General features: G+C 67.2%; 16 protein-coding genes and 1 pseudogene. 12 read left to right on the top strand and 5 right to left on the bottom strand.

Features of this window, described 5'->3' with window-relative positions:
• Positions 1 to 43: 43 nt before the first annotated feature.
• Both DM818_RS15370 and DM818_RS08215 read left to right on the top strand, forming a co-directional pair.
• A pseudogene (locus DM818_RS15370) lies at positions 44 to 658 on the top strand (glycosyltransferase); the annotation flags it as partial.
• Entirely contained in the window at positions 631 to 1,398 is a 768-nt protein-coding gene (locus DM818_RS08215) for a glycosyltransferase (RefSeq protein WP_153952530.1), read from the top strand. The pseudogene DM818_RS15370 and the gene DM818_RS08215, both read left to right, overlap by 28 nt.
• 23 nt (positions 1,399 to 1,421) lie before the next feature.
• Here DM818_RS08215 and DM818_RS08210 read toward each other — a convergent pair whose 3' ends face one another.
• Positions 1,422 to 3,341, bottom strand: a complete 1,920-nt coding sequence (locus DM818_RS08210; protein ID WP_153952529.1) for a heme-binding protein — start codon at positions 3,339 to 3,341, stop codon at positions 1,422 to 1,424.
• Between the two features lie 83 nt (positions 3,342 to 3,424).
• Here DM818_RS08210 and DM818_RS08205 point away from each other — a divergent pair, with 83 nt between their 5' ends.
• Complete coding sequence (locus DM818_RS08205) at positions 3,425 to 3,952, top strand: GNAT family N-acetyltransferase (RefSeq protein WP_153952528.1); 528 nt, start codon at positions 3,425 to 3,427, stop codon at positions 3,950 to 3,952.
• 14 nt (positions 3,953 to 3,966) lie between these two features.
• Here the strand turns inward: DM818_RS08205 and DM818_RS08200 are convergent, their stop codons facing one another.
• Positions 3,967 to 5,739, bottom strand: a complete 1,773-nt coding sequence (locus DM818_RS08200; protein ID WP_153952527.1) for a site-2 protease family protein — start codon at positions 5,737 to 5,739, stop codon at positions 3,967 to 3,969.
• A 151-nt stretch (positions 5,740 to 5,890) separates the two neighbouring features.
• Between DM818_RS08200 and DM818_RS08195 the strand changes: the two genes are divergently transcribed.
• A complete protein-coding gene (locus DM818_RS08195; RefSeq protein WP_153952526.1) occupies positions 5,891 to 6,829 on the top strand; it encodes an acyltransferase in 939 nt (312 codons plus the stop codon).
• A gap of 9 nt (positions 6,830 to 6,838) precedes the next feature.
• Here the strand turns inward: DM818_RS08195 and DM818_RS08190 are convergent, their stop codons facing one another.
• The 3 genes from DM818_RS08190 to DM818_RS08180 are packed head-to-tail and all read right to left on the bottom strand — an operon-like array spanning position 6,839 to position 9,810.
• A complete protein-coding gene (locus DM818_RS08190) occupies positions 6,839 to 8,155 on the bottom strand; it encodes an aryl-sulfate sulfotransferase (protein ID WP_123124471.1) in 1,317 nt (438 codons plus the stop codon).
• 39 nt (positions 8,156 to 8,194) lie between these two features.
• Positions 8,195 to 8,872, bottom strand: a complete 678-nt coding sequence (locus DM818_RS08185) for a haloacid dehalogenase type II (protein WP_123124472.1) — start codon at positions 8,870 to 8,872, stop codon at positions 8,195 to 8,197.
• 38 nt (positions 8,873 to 8,910) lie between these two features.
• Complete coding sequence (locus DM818_RS08180; RefSeq protein WP_123124473.1) at positions 8,911 to 9,810, bottom strand: winged helix-turn-helix domain-containing protein; 900 nt, start codon at positions 9,808 to 9,810, stop codon at positions 8,911 to 8,913.
• 107 nt (positions 9,811 to 9,917) lie between these two features.
• Between DM818_RS08180 and DM818_RS08175 the strand changes: the two genes are divergently transcribed.
• The 8 genes from DM818_RS08175 to DM818_RS08140 all read left to right on the top strand — a co-directional run bounded on the left by DM818_RS08175 (position 9,918) and on the right by DM818_RS08140 (position 14,966).
• Positions 9,918 to 11,132 carry a translation initiation factor IF-2 subunit gamma gene (locus tag DM818_RS08175; RefSeq protein ID WP_123124474.1) on the top strand — a complete coding sequence of 405 codons (1,215 nt, stop codon included), beginning with the start codon at positions 9,918 to 9,920 and terminating at the stop codon, positions 11,130 to 11,132.
• Positions 11,132 to 11,500, top strand: coding sequence for a PIN domain-containing protein (locus DM818_RS08170; protein WP_075937223.1), 369 nt, complete (start codon positions 11,132 to 11,134; stop codon positions 11,498 to 11,500). The genes DM818_RS08175 and DM818_RS08170 overlap by 1 nt, the downstream gene beginning before the upstream one ends.
• Positions 11,500 to 12,078 carry a DNA-directed RNA polymerase gene (locus DM818_RS08165; RefSeq protein WP_075937224.1) on the top strand — a complete coding sequence of 193 codons (579 nt, stop codon included), beginning with the start codon at positions 11,500 to 11,502 and terminating at the stop codon, positions 12,076 to 12,078. Before DM818_RS08170 ends, DM818_RS08165 begins: the two co-directional genes overlap by 1 nt.
• Entirely contained in the window at positions 12,079 to 12,276 is a 198-nt protein-coding gene (gene spt4, locus DM818_RS08160) for a transcription elongation factor subunit Spt4 (RefSeq protein WP_075937225.1), read from the top strand.
• An 8-nt stretch (positions 12,277 to 12,284) separates the two neighbouring features.
• Positions 12,285 to 12,806: a GTP-dependent dephospho-CoA kinase family protein gene (locus DM818_RS08155; RefSeq protein WP_172977335.1), complete on the top strand. Its 522-nt coding sequence runs from the start codon at positions 12,285 to 12,287 to the stop codon at positions 12,804 to 12,806.
• A 55-nt stretch (positions 12,807 to 12,861) separates the two neighbouring features.
• Complete coding sequence (locus tag DM818_RS08150) at positions 12,862 to 13,170, top strand: 30S ribosomal protein S24e (protein WP_075937227.1); 309 nt, start codon at positions 12,862 to 12,864, stop codon at positions 13,168 to 13,170.
• Positions 13,170 to 13,310, top strand: coding sequence for a 30S ribosomal protein S27ae (locus DM818_RS08145; RefSeq protein ID WP_075937228.1), 141 nt, complete (start codon positions 13,170 to 13,172; stop codon positions 13,308 to 13,310). The genes DM818_RS08150 and DM818_RS08145 overlap by 1 nt, the downstream gene beginning before the upstream one ends.
• 63 nt (positions 13,311 to 13,373) lie before the next feature.
• On the top strand, positions 13,374 to 14,966 hold the full coding sequence (locus DM818_RS08140; RefSeq protein WP_123124476.1) for a bifunctional N(6)-L-threonylcarbamoyladenine synthase/serine/threonine protein kinase: 1,593 nt from the start codon (positions 13,374 to 13,376) through the stop codon (positions 14,964 to 14,966).
• The last annotated feature ends 14 nt before the right edge of the window (positions 14,967 to 14,980 follow it).

Raw genomic sequence — 14,980 nt, 5'->3', positions numbered from 1 at the left:
CGATGCCGACACAACTTTCAACAGCAACGGCAAAGACGAGTCAATGAAAGTGAAGACGGCAGACGAGACGGGGGTCTCGTTCCGGACGGTCGCGTGGTACGGGACGGTCACCGTGCTCGGACTCGCGCTCGTCACCGCCCCCGCGCTCGTCTCGGGGACGTACGCCACGACCCTCCGGACGGTGTTGCTCGTCCTGCTCGTGGGGTTGGTCGGGCGCACCCATCTGGGCGCACTGCTCGCGTTCCGCTCGTCGTCGCCGCCCGACGTGGACCTCACCGACCCGCCGACGGTGAGCGTCGTCATCCCGGCGTACAACGAGGGGCCGGTCATCGCCGACACGCTCGATGCGGCCCTCGCCGTCGAGTACCCCGCCGAGAAGCTCGAAATCGTCGCCTGTTACGAGGCCGCCTCCACCGACGACACCGAGGAGATTATTGAACGCTACGCCGCGGAACACGAGGAAGTCGTCGCCCTCGAGCGCGACGAGGAGGGCGGCGGGAAGGCGAAGGCCGTCAACTACGCGCTCCAGCGCGCGACGGGTGAGGTCATCGCCAGCATCGACGCCGACCACGAGTTCGCGCCCGACGCCGTCGAGCGCGCCGTCCGCTACTTCGTCGCCGACGAGGACACGTGGTGCGTCAAGGGGCGCTGTTACGGCTCGAACCCGACCGACTCGCTGCTCGCGCTCCACGCCACCGTCGAGCGCCACATCGCCGAACTCGCCGACTGTTCGGCCGCGAGGTGCTCGGCGGCTTCACCATCTTCGGGGGCGGCCAGGCCTTCTTCCGCCGGGAGCTGTTCGACGAACTCGGCGCGTTCGACGAGGAGATTCTCGTCGAGGATATCGACATGTCCGCACGGATTCACGCGGCGGGGAAACGCCTCCGCGTCGACCCCGACGTGGTCACCTACGAGGAGAACCCCGCGACGCTGTCGGCGTGGTGGAGCCAGCGCACCCGGTGGGCGCGCGGCTGGATGCAGGTCGCCGTCCGGTATCTGCCGCGGCTCCCGTTCGACGCGGCGCTGTCGCGGCGCGCGCGTCTCGACGCCGCGTACACCTTCGTCTACGCGCTCGTCCCCGTCATCACTATTGTCGCCGCGCCGATGTTGTTGCTCGACCGGACGGTGCTCACCGGCGGAACCTTCCTCCCGTACGACTGGCTGTTGTGGACACTCGTTGGAGTCGCGCCGTTCATCACCTCGCTGCTCATCTTCGTGCGCGACCACCGCCACGGCTACAGCCACCACCCGACCGAACTGCTCGCCGCGATCACCCTGTGGGGCTACCTGTTCTGTCAGGGAGTCGTCTACGTGACGGCGTTCCTCGACGAGTTCGTCTTCAACCGCGAGAGCGTCTACGTGACGACGACACGCGCCGACGCGCCGGCAGACGACTGAGGAGCTGCTCGCTTCGCTCGCAGTTACGCTAAGAAGACGTGCCGCGGCCGGTCTGCGAGGATGTCGCGACCCCACTGGACCGTGTCGCGGAACGCGTCAGAGCGGAAGAAGCCCATCGCGTCCTCGCGGTCCTCCCACTGGCTGGCGATGAACATGTCGTTCTCGTCGTCGACGTTCACCATCAGGTCCGTCTCGATGTGGCCGTCCATGTCGCCGAGCATCTCGCCGACGGTGCCGAAGTGGTCGACGAAGTCCTCGCGGTGTTCCGGCTTCACGGTGTAGAACATCCCCATCGTGCCGAAGGTGGACTCCTCGCCGGCGCGCCCGACGATGTCCGGCAGGTCAGACAGGTAGTCGCCGGCGGTGTCGGCGGCGTCGCGCGTCTCCCACAGCGAGACGACGGCCGCGCGGTCGGTTCCGGTCCCCTCGTACAGCGACGTGCCGACGTGGGTGTCGTAGCGGTCGAAGCCACCCGAAAGCGACTCGACCTCCTCGCGAAGCTCGTCGAGGTCGGCCGCGGAGTAGAGCACCATCGCGTACACGTCCTCGCCGTGGGGCTTGCCCGCGTAGATGTCGAGCTCGGAGAGTTCACCCCGGATGTCGTCGTCCGCCTCGTCGTCGGTGCCCTCGACCTCGGGCGGGGTCGTGTCGCCGCCGTCGTCTGCGGCCGCCGTGTCGGCGCGCTCGGATGCGTCGCGGTCGGCCAGCTGTCCGCCGATGCCGTCGCCGTCGACGCCGGCGAGGTCACCGAGGAAGCCCGAGGCGGTGTTGGCGGCCCGCTCGTTTTTCCACAGCGAGACGACCGCGGTCCGGCCCGCGTGGGCGCGCACGGAAGTGAGGACGTGGGTGTCGTAGTGCTCGAAGTTGCTTCGCAGTCCGTCCACCTCGTCGACCAGCGCCTCGGCGTTCTCGTCGCTGTAGAAGACGAGGCCGAAGCCGGCCTCGGGGTGTTCGCTCGCGTCGACGCCGAGACGGCGGAGCTCCTCTTCCAGTTCCTCGGTCGTCGCGGCGTCGTGTGGCGGTGCGCCGGGGTCGGGTCGGCCGCCGGCGTCGTCTGTGTCCTCGGCGTCGTCTGCATCGTCGGTCGACGCGGTGTCGGCGGCGGAGTCGGATTCCTCGGCATCTGGCGTCGGCGTCTCCACGTCACCGGAGCCGTACGCCGGCAGCGGCTCGCCGGCGAACAGCTCGGGGAGATGTTCGGGGGCGAACCGGCGGCCGAACCGGAAGCGGCCGAACTCCGCGTACCGCGAGGAGGAGGGGTCGAACCGCATGTCGGCAAGCAGGTGCTTGATTTCCGTCGGGTCGTCGGCAAAGAGGGTGACCCCCCACTCGTGGTCGTCGAAGCCCATCGAGCCGGTGATGATCTGGGTCACCTTGCCGGCGTACTCCCGGCCGATGTCGCCGTGGCCAGAGATGAGGTCCGCCCGCTCGTCGAACGGGAGGTCATACCAGTTGTACTCGGCGTCGCGGCGCTTGTCCATCGGGTAGAAGCAGACGTGTTCGGCGTCCGGAATCGACGGGTAGAGCCGCTGGAGCATGTAGTTGCGCGTCCCGTCGTCCTCGATGTTCTCGATGCCGTCCTCCAGTTCTTCGGTGACGTAGCCGGAGATTTCGGTGACGGAGACGTACGAGTCGGTGCGCTCGGTGAAGCCGGCGAGCGCGGTGTGTTCGAAGGCGCGCTCGATGCGGTCGAGCTGTTCGGTCTCCGGGCGGAGATGCAACACCATGATGTCGGCCTCGTGGCCGGCGACGGTGAACACCGCGGAGCCGCCCTGCTCGGCGTCGGAGAGGTTCTCGCGGGCACGCAGGAACTCGACGCCCTCGGCGAGCGCGCGGTCGCGTTCGTGGTCGGGGGCCTCGCGCCACGCGTCCCAGTCGATACGGCGGAAGTCGTGGAGCGCGTACCACCCTTCCTCTGTCGCGGGAGCATCACGTCGGGTCATACCTCCCATTCGGTCCGGGGTTTCATGGACTGTTCGGTTGGTCGTCGCGAAATCGTTTTCCACCGACCACCCTCACGAGGCGTATGCCCGGTCCCGTGTTCATCGACGGCGACGACGTGACGCTGCGGACGCTCGAACGCGACGACCTCGACCTCCTCCACCGGTCGCGCAACAACCCCGCGATTCGCTCGTGGCTCACCTTCGAGACGCCGTCGGCGATGGACGATATCGAATCCTTCTACGAGTCGACGGTGCTCGGCGACGGAAACGTGAACCTCGTCGTCTGTGTCGACGGCGAGCCGGCGGGGATGGTCGTCCTGTTCGACATCTCCCGTCACAGCGCCGAGTTGGCCGCGTGGCTGTTTCCCGAATACCACGGTGAGGGGTACGGCCACGCGGCGTCGAGCCTGCTCATCGACCACGGCTTCTCGGCCCTCGGTCTCCACCGGATTCACGCGAAGGCACTCGCGGACAACGAACCCTCGCGCGGAACGCTCCGCTCGCTCGGCTTCACGAAGGTGGGCGTCGCCCGCGACGCCGTCTTCCAGCGGGGCGACTACCAGGATATGGTCCGGTACGACCTGTTGAGCGACGAGTGGCTCACGTCGTAGCCGCGAAACGGCACTTACCCGAGGAGCTGTGGCGCGAAGATGGTCGCGAGCAGCGACGCGAGCATCGCCAGCCCAATCGTGACGGTGACAGCACGGGTCGCTGCGTGTTTGTCAGACAGCGGGAGCCGCGAGACGACCGCCTGCGTCGAGGTGCGGAGGATGTGGCCGCCGTCGAGCGGGAACGCCGGCACGCAGTTGAACTGTCCGAGGATGACGTTTATCCACGCAACCCAGAACAGCAGCGTCCCGAACAGCAGGAGGGGCCCGGTGCCGAGGAACGCCAGCGGGCCGTCGCCGACGACGTAGAAGTTCTCGTAGATGCCGACGAAGCCGGGGAACGGCTGGTCGATGCTCGGCAGCGTCACGGCCGCGAAGGGGAGACTGATGGTGAACGCCGCCCGCTGGATGCCGTTGAGACCGTCGCCGCTCCCGCCGCCGATTGCGGTCAGGAAGAACTCGGCCGGATACCCCTCGACGCCGAAGTCGTCCACGCTCATCCCGGTGGTGCCGGGCTGGATGGTGACGCCGATGAAGCCGGTGTCCTCGCGCGGGTGGTCGGCGAGCTCCACGTCGAAGGTGCGCCGCTCGCCCTCGTGATAGCCGACGACTGAGACCGACTGCCCGGCGCTCGTCTCGTCGAGAATCGCTCCGAGGGTGTCGCTGTCGAGGACGCGCTCACCGTCGATGGCGGTGATGATGAACGCCTCGCCGCCGAGTCCGGACACGTCGGCAAGCGGCGACGGCCCGGGGTCGCTCGGCGCGGAAACGTTCGTGTACGCGCCAATCGGGGTGGTGACCGTCTCGCCGGTCGAACTCGCCAGCGTCGCGACCTCTCGGTCCCGAAGCGCCGCGTTCAAGCCGGGTTCGGTGTAGACGGCCGTCCCGTTCACCTCGGTGATGGTCGTGTTGATGTCGAAGGGTGCTGTGGGTGCCGCGCCGACGACGGTGAGCGAGCGGTCGACCGTCGCCGTCTCACCCGATTCGAGCGCGATGGAGACGGTTCGGCGGTCGGTCTCGTCGAGGAGCGCTTCGAACTCGGAGGCGTTCGCCACCGGCGTCCCGTCGACGCTCGTGATTACGTCGCCGCGGTCGACACCGCCCTGTGCGGCGGCGCCACCGGGGAGTGCGCCGGCGATTGGTGCGCCCGAGACGACGGCGATGGAGCCGGCGACCGGACCGAACAGGAGTGCGAAGGCGACGATGGCGACGGCGAAGTTGTTTGTGACCCCGGCCGCGAACATCCGGGTCTGTGCGCCGCGGCTCGACTGTCGGCGCTGTTCGTCGTCCGGTTCAACGAACGCGCCGACGGGGATGAACGTGAACAGCGCCAGTCCCATCGAGTCCACCTCGATGTCCTCCACGCGAGAGAGCAGCCCGTGGCCGCCCTCGTGGACGACGAGCCCGACGAGGAGGGCGGCGACGATTTCGGGTGCGGCAGACAGGGGGAGGAAGTCGTTCACGCCCGGAATCGCGAGGACGTTCCGCGGCTGTGTCAGCTGTGTCGGCTGCGGGTTGGCAATCGCCTGAAGCCCGCCGAGCAAGACGAGGACGAACGAGCCGGCCATCACGACGAGCGCGACGCCGACCCCGAGGTTCCCCCACGCGCGCCAGAACCGCTTCGGGCGGGCGAGCCAGTCGAGGAAGGCCTTCCCACGGTCGGTGTGGAGCGTCACGATCGGCCCGGAGAGCCGAATCCAGTCCGGCAGCAGGCCGCGCGATTTCGCACCCAACCCGGCCAGCATGAAACCGAGCACGGCGGCGAGCACGAGCGTCAGCGTATCCACCATTATCTCAGGGACGGCCGCCCGGCGCAAGAGGGTTCCGGCTCTCTCGCTCGCGGACCCGCGACCGCCCGGAGCGGTCGCCTGCGGGCGGTTACCGCGAGGTAACGGTTCGCCGACGGAAACGCTGATACGCACCGCGGGGGTACGAGCGAGTATGACAAAGCGACACGTTCGACTCCCGCCCGACGCCGAGGCCGGACTCGAAGCGCTCGTCACCGAGGTCGACGAGCGGCTGACCGCCGCGCGCACCGACGGCGGCGAGAGCACCTGCGAGGTCGTCCAAGACGTACTCGTGGACCTCCACGGGGACCGCGAGGCGTACGAGCGCTGGGAGTCGGGGAAGTCGGTGTCGGCCGCAGAGCGCGTCCGCCTGCAGGGGTACGACCCGTGCAACTCCACGCTTGAAAGCGAGTACTACGCCGAAAAAGACGAAGAGCGGTTCGAGCGGTCGAAGCATCTCCAGTGGCTCTGGCGGCAGTTCGACGCCACGCCGATGGCCGACAACATCGCCTTCGCGCTCCGCTTTCGGGAGATGCTCGCGAACCACCTGTTCGACGAGGTGGGCGAGAACGTCCGCATCTTCAAGGGCGTCACCTTCTCGTACGGCCACAACATCACGATGGGCGACAACGTGGTCGTCCACGACGACGTCCACCTGGACGACCGCGGAAAACTCACCATCGGCGACCGCGTCTCCATCTCCGACCGGGCGCACGTGTACAGCCACGACCACGACATCGTCGACCAGACCGAGGTCCGAAACTACCACACCGTCATCGAGGACGACGCCCGCATCACCTACGACGTGATGGTGACCGCCGGCGTCAAGATTGGCGAAAACAGCGTCGCTGGCGCGCGCTCGACTGTCACGGGCGACATCCCGGCCCACCACGTCGCGGTCGGCCAGCCGGCGAAGGCCGTGCGCGTGAAGCCGGGCTTCGAGGACGACGTGACCTTCGAGGAAGGGTCGCTCACCGACAACAGCGAGGCGCGCGAACTCGATTACACCTTGCCGGAGGGGTTCGTCTCCTTCGACGAGTTCGAGCGGCCACCAGAACTGTCGAAGCCGACGCGCCGCCACCGCGAACGCTGAGTACCGCTGTTACCGCCGGAGTTCCCGAACGAGCAGCAGTCCTGCGCCGAGGTCACCGATAGCGACCAGCAGCGGGAGCGGGCCGAGCCACGTCGGCAGGAACGGCACGAACGCGAGATACGAGTCGAGCGTCGCGTAGAGGTCGGTCAGCGGCCGGTTCGTCCGCGTGACGAGCGTCCCGTCGGTGTCCGCGACGGACGGCTCCTCGGGGAGATACTCGCCGTCGAGCCGGATGCGGTCGGCCTCGTAGACGAGCGAGCGCTCCTCCTGGCGGAGGTGTGACCAGACGACCGTGCCGTTGGGCGCGACCTCGAGGATGCGGAACCGCCGCGAGTCCGTGATGAGGGTGTTGCCGTTCGGGAGGCGGTCGGCGTCGCGGGGCCACCGGAGCGACGGGTCACCGACGTTCGAGCCGGGGGGCACGGAGCCGTACTCGGAGATGACCTCCTGGGTCGACGCGTTGATTTCGACGATGCGGTCGTTGCCCGAGTCAGCGACCACGAGCGTCCCGGCGTTCTCCAGCAGGTTCGGGTTGTGCTGTTCGTTCATAATCGAGTGGTTGCCCGGTTCGCCGTACGTCTCGACGATGCTCTCGTTGCGCGCGACCTCCAGTGTCACGTCGTAGTTGCGAACGGACAGCAGGAAGTTCCCGTTCTCCAAGTGGTCGATGTCGTTGAGGTGCGTCCAGTCGGACTCGGGACCGTTGCGGGCGAACTCCTCCTCGCTCCCCTCGGGGACGTGTTCGTCGAACCACTCCGTGCCGCGGCTGATGTGGTCGCTGGCGTTCCACTCCCAGGTGATGGTCCCCGACTGGTCGACGGTGAACGCGCGGTGGTTCCCCATGTCGGCGATGGCCGTCTCGCCGCTGTCGAGTCGGTCGGCGTCGTGCACCTCGTGGTGGTTCGGGAAGGCGTCGAACCACGAGTACTCCCACACCACGTCTTTACTCTCGTAATCCACCTCGACGACGCGGTTCTGGACGCACGGCCGGTCGTACTGGTCCTCCTGGTAGTGGGTGGGACACTCCGACTGCGGAACGGAGACGGCGACGCTGATGAGGATGTTGCCGTTCTCCAACTGCTCGGTGTCGAACACCCGTGAGTTGGGGACCGACCAGTTCCAGACCGTGTTGCCGGACTCGTCCACGACGGCCGCGTAACCGTTGTTGTAGCCGAACCAGCCGTCTGCCTGCACGCCGAAGAGAGTGTACCGTTCGTCGGTCGTCGTCGTCTCCTGGACCGACCCGCTGCTGTAGGCCACACCTGCTAACAGGGACGTGGAGAGCAGTACCACCAACACGAGCACGGTGGTGCGTCCTGTATCCATGCCGCGATATTCGCAGAATAACGTATAGTCGTGGTGGTTCTACAGTCCGAGTTCGTCGGCCAGCGCGGTGAAGGAGTCCACCGCCAGCGACGGGTCCGGGCCGACGTTCGGGTAGGGACCGTCGTCGCGGTTCACCCACACGCCCTGCATCCCGGCCGCCTCCGCGCCCGCCACGTCGAACCAGCCGGCGGTGACGTGGGCGATCTCCTCGATCGGGGTGTCGATACGGCCGGCGGCGTGGCGGTACAGTTCGCCGTCCGGCTTGAACGTCTCCACCTCGTCGGCGCTGACGTACCCCTCGACGCGGTCGTGGAGGTCCGCCACCTCGAACATCCGGTCGAGCATCTCCGGATTCCCGTTCGAGACGACCCAGCAGTCGTACGCGTCGGTGAGCCGGTCGAGGCCCGCGCGCACGTCCGAGAAGACGTGGAGGTCCATGTACACCGACAGAATCTCCTCGCGCTCGTCGTCGGTCACGTCCGCGCCCGCGGTGTCGAGCGCGTAGGTGAGCGCGCGGCGATTCAGCTCGTAAAACGGCTCGTAGCTGTCCACGTCGTTGACGACGACCGAGTACATGAGCGACTGCGAGCGCCACCGCTCTGCCACCTGCTCGGGGTTGGGGACGTACTCGTCGAGCGCGTCGACCGCGGAGCCGACGTCGACGATGGTGCTGTACGAATCGAAGGTGAGCGTCGTGATGCGGTCGGTGTCGAGCATACTCCAAGGACGTCCGGCGACGGTTTAGCCGTGGGGGGTCAGACGGGACGGCGCTCGGCGGCGAGCACGGAGAGGTCGCCGTCGAGGTCCAAGACGAGCTGTTCGTCCTCGAGTGGAATCGAGAGGGTGAGCCGCCACGGGTCGCCGCTGCGCTCGACGGTCGTGTGGCGGTCGGAGACACACCAGTCGAGCGTCCAGAAGGGGACGCTGTTCAGGTCGATGTCGTGGGCCTGATAGAAGGAGACGATGCGGGCGTCATCGAGCAAGACGAGTCCGACCGACGACCGGATGGTGTGGTGACACCGCTGACACTCGTGTTCGACGCGCACGCGCTCGGGGTCGTCGGTGTCGCGCACGTCGGTCAGATGCGTCTCCATGCGCCCGGAGCAGTCGGGACAGACGCCGTCGGCCGAGAGACAGGAGAGATGGCGGGCGCGCTGATTGAACGCGGCCATCAGCTCCTCGCGGGTGCGGTCCTCGATGCCGCCGGGCGGGAAGGCGTAGCCGCCGTGGCTGCGCTCGCAGTCGCGACACCGGATTTCGATGCGCTCGTCCTCGTAGACGGCCTCGAGCGGGCCGTCACACGAGAGACAGGAGCCGGCGACGGTGAACGGCTCCAGCGTCGGGTCCTGATTCAGCGTGCCCGAGAGCACGGCTGCGATGACCGACCGGCCGGCGGCGCGGAACTCGTAGCCGCCCTCGGTCTTGTGGATGAACTGGCCGCGGAGCTTCGAGAGGTGATAGTTGAACTGCGCGGAGTCGGACATGCCGACCTCGCGGCGAATGTCGGAGAAGGCGGCGGGGCGGTTGAGCGTCCAGAGGGCTTCGAGGATGGAGAGTCGGGTCTCGTTGCCGACGACGGCAAAGGCCTCGGAGGGGGCGAGACACTCCTCGCAGGCGAGCAGCGACTCCGTGTCGCTCGGTGGGGCATCGCTCATACGTCCACTTCGGGAGAGAGCCACTAAACCGTTCGCTGCGTCGCGGCTGCTTTCTGCGACACGGTAGCTTTATCAGTCGCACGGAGCCAAATCTACGCAATTACGCAATGACTGCAAATCATCAACAACCGGAGGTGAACATCGGACTGGTGGGTCACGTCGACCACGGGAAGACGACGCTCGTACAGGCGCTGTCCGGCGAATGGACCGACCAGCACTCCGAGGAGATGAAGCGCGGAATCTCCATCCGGCTCGGCTACGCGGACGCGACGTTCCGGCGGCGACCGGACGTCGACGCTCCCGACTGCTACACCGTCGCGAACGAGGTGGACGGCGTCGAGACCGAGCACGTCCGCACCGTCTCCTTCGTGGACGCGCCCGGCCACGAGACGCTGATGGCGACGATGCTCTCTGGTGCCTCGATTATGGACGGGGCCGTCCTCGTCGTGGGGGCAAACGAGGAGGTGCCACAGGCACAGACCGAAGAGCACCTGATGGCGCTCGACATCATCGGCATCGAGAACGTCGTCATCGCCCAGAACAAGATCGACCTCGTGGACAGCGAGCAGGCCCGCGAGAACTACGAGCAGATTCAGGAGTTCGTGGAGGGCACCGTCGCGGAGGACGCGCCGGTCGTCCCGATTTCGGCAGAACAGGAAATCAACATCGACGTGCTCATCGACGCCATCGAGGAGACGATTCCGACGCCGGACCGCGACCCCGACGCGGACCCGCGGCTGCTCGTCGCTCGCTCCTTCGACATCAACCGTCCGGGCACGACGTTCGATACGCTCACCGGCGGCGTCATCGGCGGCTCGCTCACGCAGGGGACCCTCGACGTTGACACGGATATCGAGATTCGCCCCGGCCGCGAGGACGACGGCGACTACGACCCGGTGGCGACGACGGTGCGCTCGCTGCAGGCGGGCGGGTCGACCGTCGACTCCGCCACGCCCGGCGGTCTCATCGGCGTCGGCACGGGACTGGACCCGTCGCTGACGAAGGGTGACGGACTGGCCGGGCAGGTCGCCGGGCCGGCCGACTCGCTGCCGCCGGTCCACGACAGCTTCACGATGGACGTGGAGCTGCTGGACCGCGTCGTGAGCGCCGACGACGACGAAATCGAGCCGATATCGACGAACGAGCCGCTGATGTTGACGGTCGGGACGGCCACGACGGTCGGCTCGGTCACCTCCGCGCGCGACGACGAGGCCGAGGTCACGCTCCAGCGGCCCGTCTGTGCGGAGTCGGGCGCGAAGATTGCCATCAGCCGCCGGGTCGGCGCGCGCTGGCGACTCATCGGCGTCGGGACGCTCGAATAATGCGGGTCGCGGTAGACACGAACGCGTTGATGATGCCCGTCGAGTGCGACGTGCGGCTGTTCGACGAGCTCGACCGGCTGCTTGACGACTACGAGCTGGTCGTCCCGGAGACGGTCGTCGCGGAACTCGACAAGCTGGCCGAGGGGAACGGACAGGAGGGGGTCGCCGCCTCCGTCGGCCGTGACCTCGTCGACCGGTGTACCGTCGTGGCTACCGACGAGACGTACGCTGACGACGCGGTGCTCGCACTCGGAGAAGAGTGTGCATACGCCGTAACGAACGACAAACCACTGCGACAGCGGCTCGCGGACGCTGGCGTTCCCGTAATCTGTTTACGCGGGGAGCATAAACTCGCGATAACGAACTAATGTACAAGAAGGTCACACTCAAGGATACGGTGGAGGTGCCCCCGGAGTTTCTGCCGGACCGCTCCTCCCCGGATGTACCGTCGGAACTAATCAAACAGCTGCTCCAGCAGAAGCTGGAGGGGAAGATGGACGAGCAGGTCGGCTCCGTCGTCACCGTCACGGACGTGACGAACATCGGCACCGGCGCGGTCGTCCCGAACCAGCCCAGCGTCTACTACGAGGCCACCTTCGAGGCCATCACCTACGACCCACAGATGCAGGAGGTCGTCGACGGCGAAGTCGTCGAGGCGGTCAACTTCGGCGCGTTCGTCGGCATCGGCCCGGTCGACGGGCTGCTCCACGTCTCTCAGATTTCCGACGAGTATCTCGCCTTCGACGGCGAGAACGAACAGCTCGCCTCTCGCGACTCCGGGCGCATTCTCGGTGTCGGCGACGCGGTTCGGACGCGGATCGTCACCAAGAGCATCGACGAGCGCAACCCCCGCGACTCGAAGATCGGGCTGACCGCAAAGCAGGTCGGACTCGGCAAACACGAGTGGCTCGAAGAGAACCGCAAAGAGCGGGCAGAGGGGAACTAGATGGCCCAACGACTCGTCTGTCGTGACTGTCACCGCGTGCTCGACGTCGAGGACGGCGAGCAGTGTCCGGCCTGCGGCTCGAACTCCCTGACGGAAGACTGGGCGGGCTACGTCGTCATCACCCACCCGGAAGAATCACAGATTGCGACCGAGATGGAGATTACCGAGCCGGGCAAGTACGCGCTGAAAGTCCGGTAATGGGCGTGCTGCTCGAACTGCCGGCCGACCTTCGCAGCGAACTCAAAGACCCCCTGGGTCCCATCTATCAGGACGCCGACGAACTGCTCGCGGCGGCCGGCGAGCCGGTCGTCGCGGTCGGCGACATCGTCACCTACCACCTGCTGGAGGCGGGCTACTACCCGGCGCTCGCGCTCGTTGACGGGAAGACGAAACGCGAACGCGTCCGCGAGTCGGTGCGCGAGGCGACGACCGGCTTCGACGCGCGAATCGAACTCGAATCGCCCGCCGGCGCGCTGTCGGAAGCGATACTGGAGGTGCTCACCGCCGAGCGCGACGGCCCGACGCTGGTGGAGGTGCTCGGCGAGGAGGACCTCGCTGCGCTGCCGGCGGTGCTCGTCCTGCCCGACAGGGCGAGCGTCGTCTACGGCCAGCCCGACGAGGGGATGGTGCTGGCGACGGTGACGCCGGAGTTGCGCGAGCAGGTGCGAGAGCTACTCGACTCGTTCGTCGGAAACCACGAGCGAGCGTACGAGATTCTGGGCGTCTGAGTCGGCGACTCGAAATCCTTTTACGCATTTCGGCGGGATATACGGGCAACGAACCATGGAAATCGACGTTATCTCCGAAGACGAGAACCCCATGTTGCACCGGACGGACGTGCGGTTCGAGGTGACTCACGAGGAGGCCAGCCCGTCGCGGCTCTCCGTGCGTGATTCGCTCGCCGCCACGCTCAACAAGGACGCCGACGAGGTCGTCATCCACAATCTCGACACCAAGTACGGGATGCGGACGACCGTCGGCTACGCGAAGGTGTACGACAACGCGGACGTCGCCACCGAAGTCGAACAGGAGTACATGCTCGACCGCAACAAAATCGAAGACGAGGAGGACGGCGAGGAGGTCGAGGCCTGATGGCCCGCCACGAGTACTACAACGACGACGGCACCACGGACAAACAGCAGTGTCCGCGGTGTGGTGACACCTTCCTCGGTGACCACGGCGACCGACTCCACTGTGGGAAGTGCGGTTACACCGAGTACACCGACGAGTAACGCCCGTCCGGGCATGACCGACGTTTCGTTTTCCGCTCGTCTGCGTCCACGGACGGGGAGACCGTGAGCCGCATCCTCGGCATCGAAGGCACCGCGTGGTGTGCAAGCGCCGCCGTCCACGACACCGCGACCGACGAGACCGTCATCGAGTCCGACGCCTACGAACCAGACAGCGGCGGTATTCACCCGCGCGAGGCCGCCGAACACATGCGCGAGGCGATTCCACGCGTCGTCCGGACGGCACGCGAACAGGCCGAACGGATGGCTAGCGACGGCGAGCCCGCTATCGACGCCGTCGCCTTCTCGCGGGGACCGGGACTCGGCCCGTGTCTCCGTATCGTCGCGACCGCGGCGCGGGCGCTCTCGCTCTCGCTCGACGTGCCGCTCGTCGGCGTCAACCACATGATCGCCCACCTCGAAATCGGCCGCCACGAGTCCGGCTTCCGGTCGCCCGTCTGTCTGAACGCCAGCGGCGCGAACGCCCACCTGCTCGGCTATCGGGGCGGCCGCTACCGCATCCTCGGGGAGACGATGGACACCGGCGTCGGCAACGCCATCGACAAGTTCACCCGCCATCTCGGCTGGTCGCATCCGGGCGGGCCGAAGGTGGAAGAGCGAGCCAAAGCAGGCGAGTACGTCCCGCTCCCGTACGTCGTGAAGGGGATGGATTTCTCCTTTTCGGGAATCATGAGCGCGGCGAAACAGGCCGTCGACGACGGCGTGCCGGTCGAGGACGTGTGTTTCTCGTTGCAGGAGACCATCTTCGCGATGTTGACGGAGGTGTCCGAGCGGGCGCTGTCGCTGACCGGCGCGGAGGAACTCGTCTTAGGCGGGGGCGTCGGACAGAACGCCCGCCTGCGTGAGATGCTCGCGACGATGTGTGAGACGCGAGGGGCGACGTTCCACGCTCCCGAGTCCCGATTTCTGCGGGATAACGCTGGGATGATTGCCGTCCTCGGCGCGCGGATGTACGAGGCCGGCGACACGATTCCGGTCTCGGAGTCGGCCATCGACTCGGATTTCCGCCCGAATCAGGTGAACGTGACGTGGGACGCCGGTGGCGACGTGTCCGTCGCGCGCCCGGCGACGAACGAGATTCGCGGCGCGGAGGCGGTCGTCACGATGGGCGAGCGCGTCAGGAAGGAACGCGTCGGCAAGGCGTATCGTCACCCGACGCTGGACGAGCGGCTGCGGAGCGAGCGCACGCGACAGGAGGCGCGACTGACGAATCTCGCGCGCCGCGAAGGCGTCCCGACCCCCGTCGTCTTCGACGTGGACGACACCGACCACGTGCTCGAATTCGAGCGCGTCGGCGACCGGGATTTGCGCGAGGCGCTGACCGAGCCGAACGTCCGGGCCGTTGGTCGACACCTCGCCGCGTGTCACGATGCGGGCTTCGTCCACGGCGACCCGACGCCGCGGAACGCGCGCGTCGGGGAGGAGCGAGTCTTCCTCATCGACTTCGGTCTCGGCTACCACACGAAACACGTCGAGGATTACGCGATGGACCTCCACGTCTTCGAGGGGTCACTCGCCGGGACGAGCGACGACGCCGACCGGCTGACCGAGGCCTTCGAGGCCGGGTACGAGTCGCGGGGCGACGCCGCGGTCATCGCGCAACTGCGCGAGGTGGAGGGACGCGGTCGCTACCAGTGAGACCGGTAACTCCT

Origin of the sequence: Halosegnis longus (assembly GCF_009663395.1) — an archaeon.
GTDB lineage: Archaea > Halobacteriota > Halobacteria > Halobacteriales > Haloarculaceae > Halosegnis > Halosegnis longus.
The sequence above is the reverse complement of the archived record's forward strand: the minus strand, read 5'-3'. Positions and strand labels throughout refer to the sequence as shown.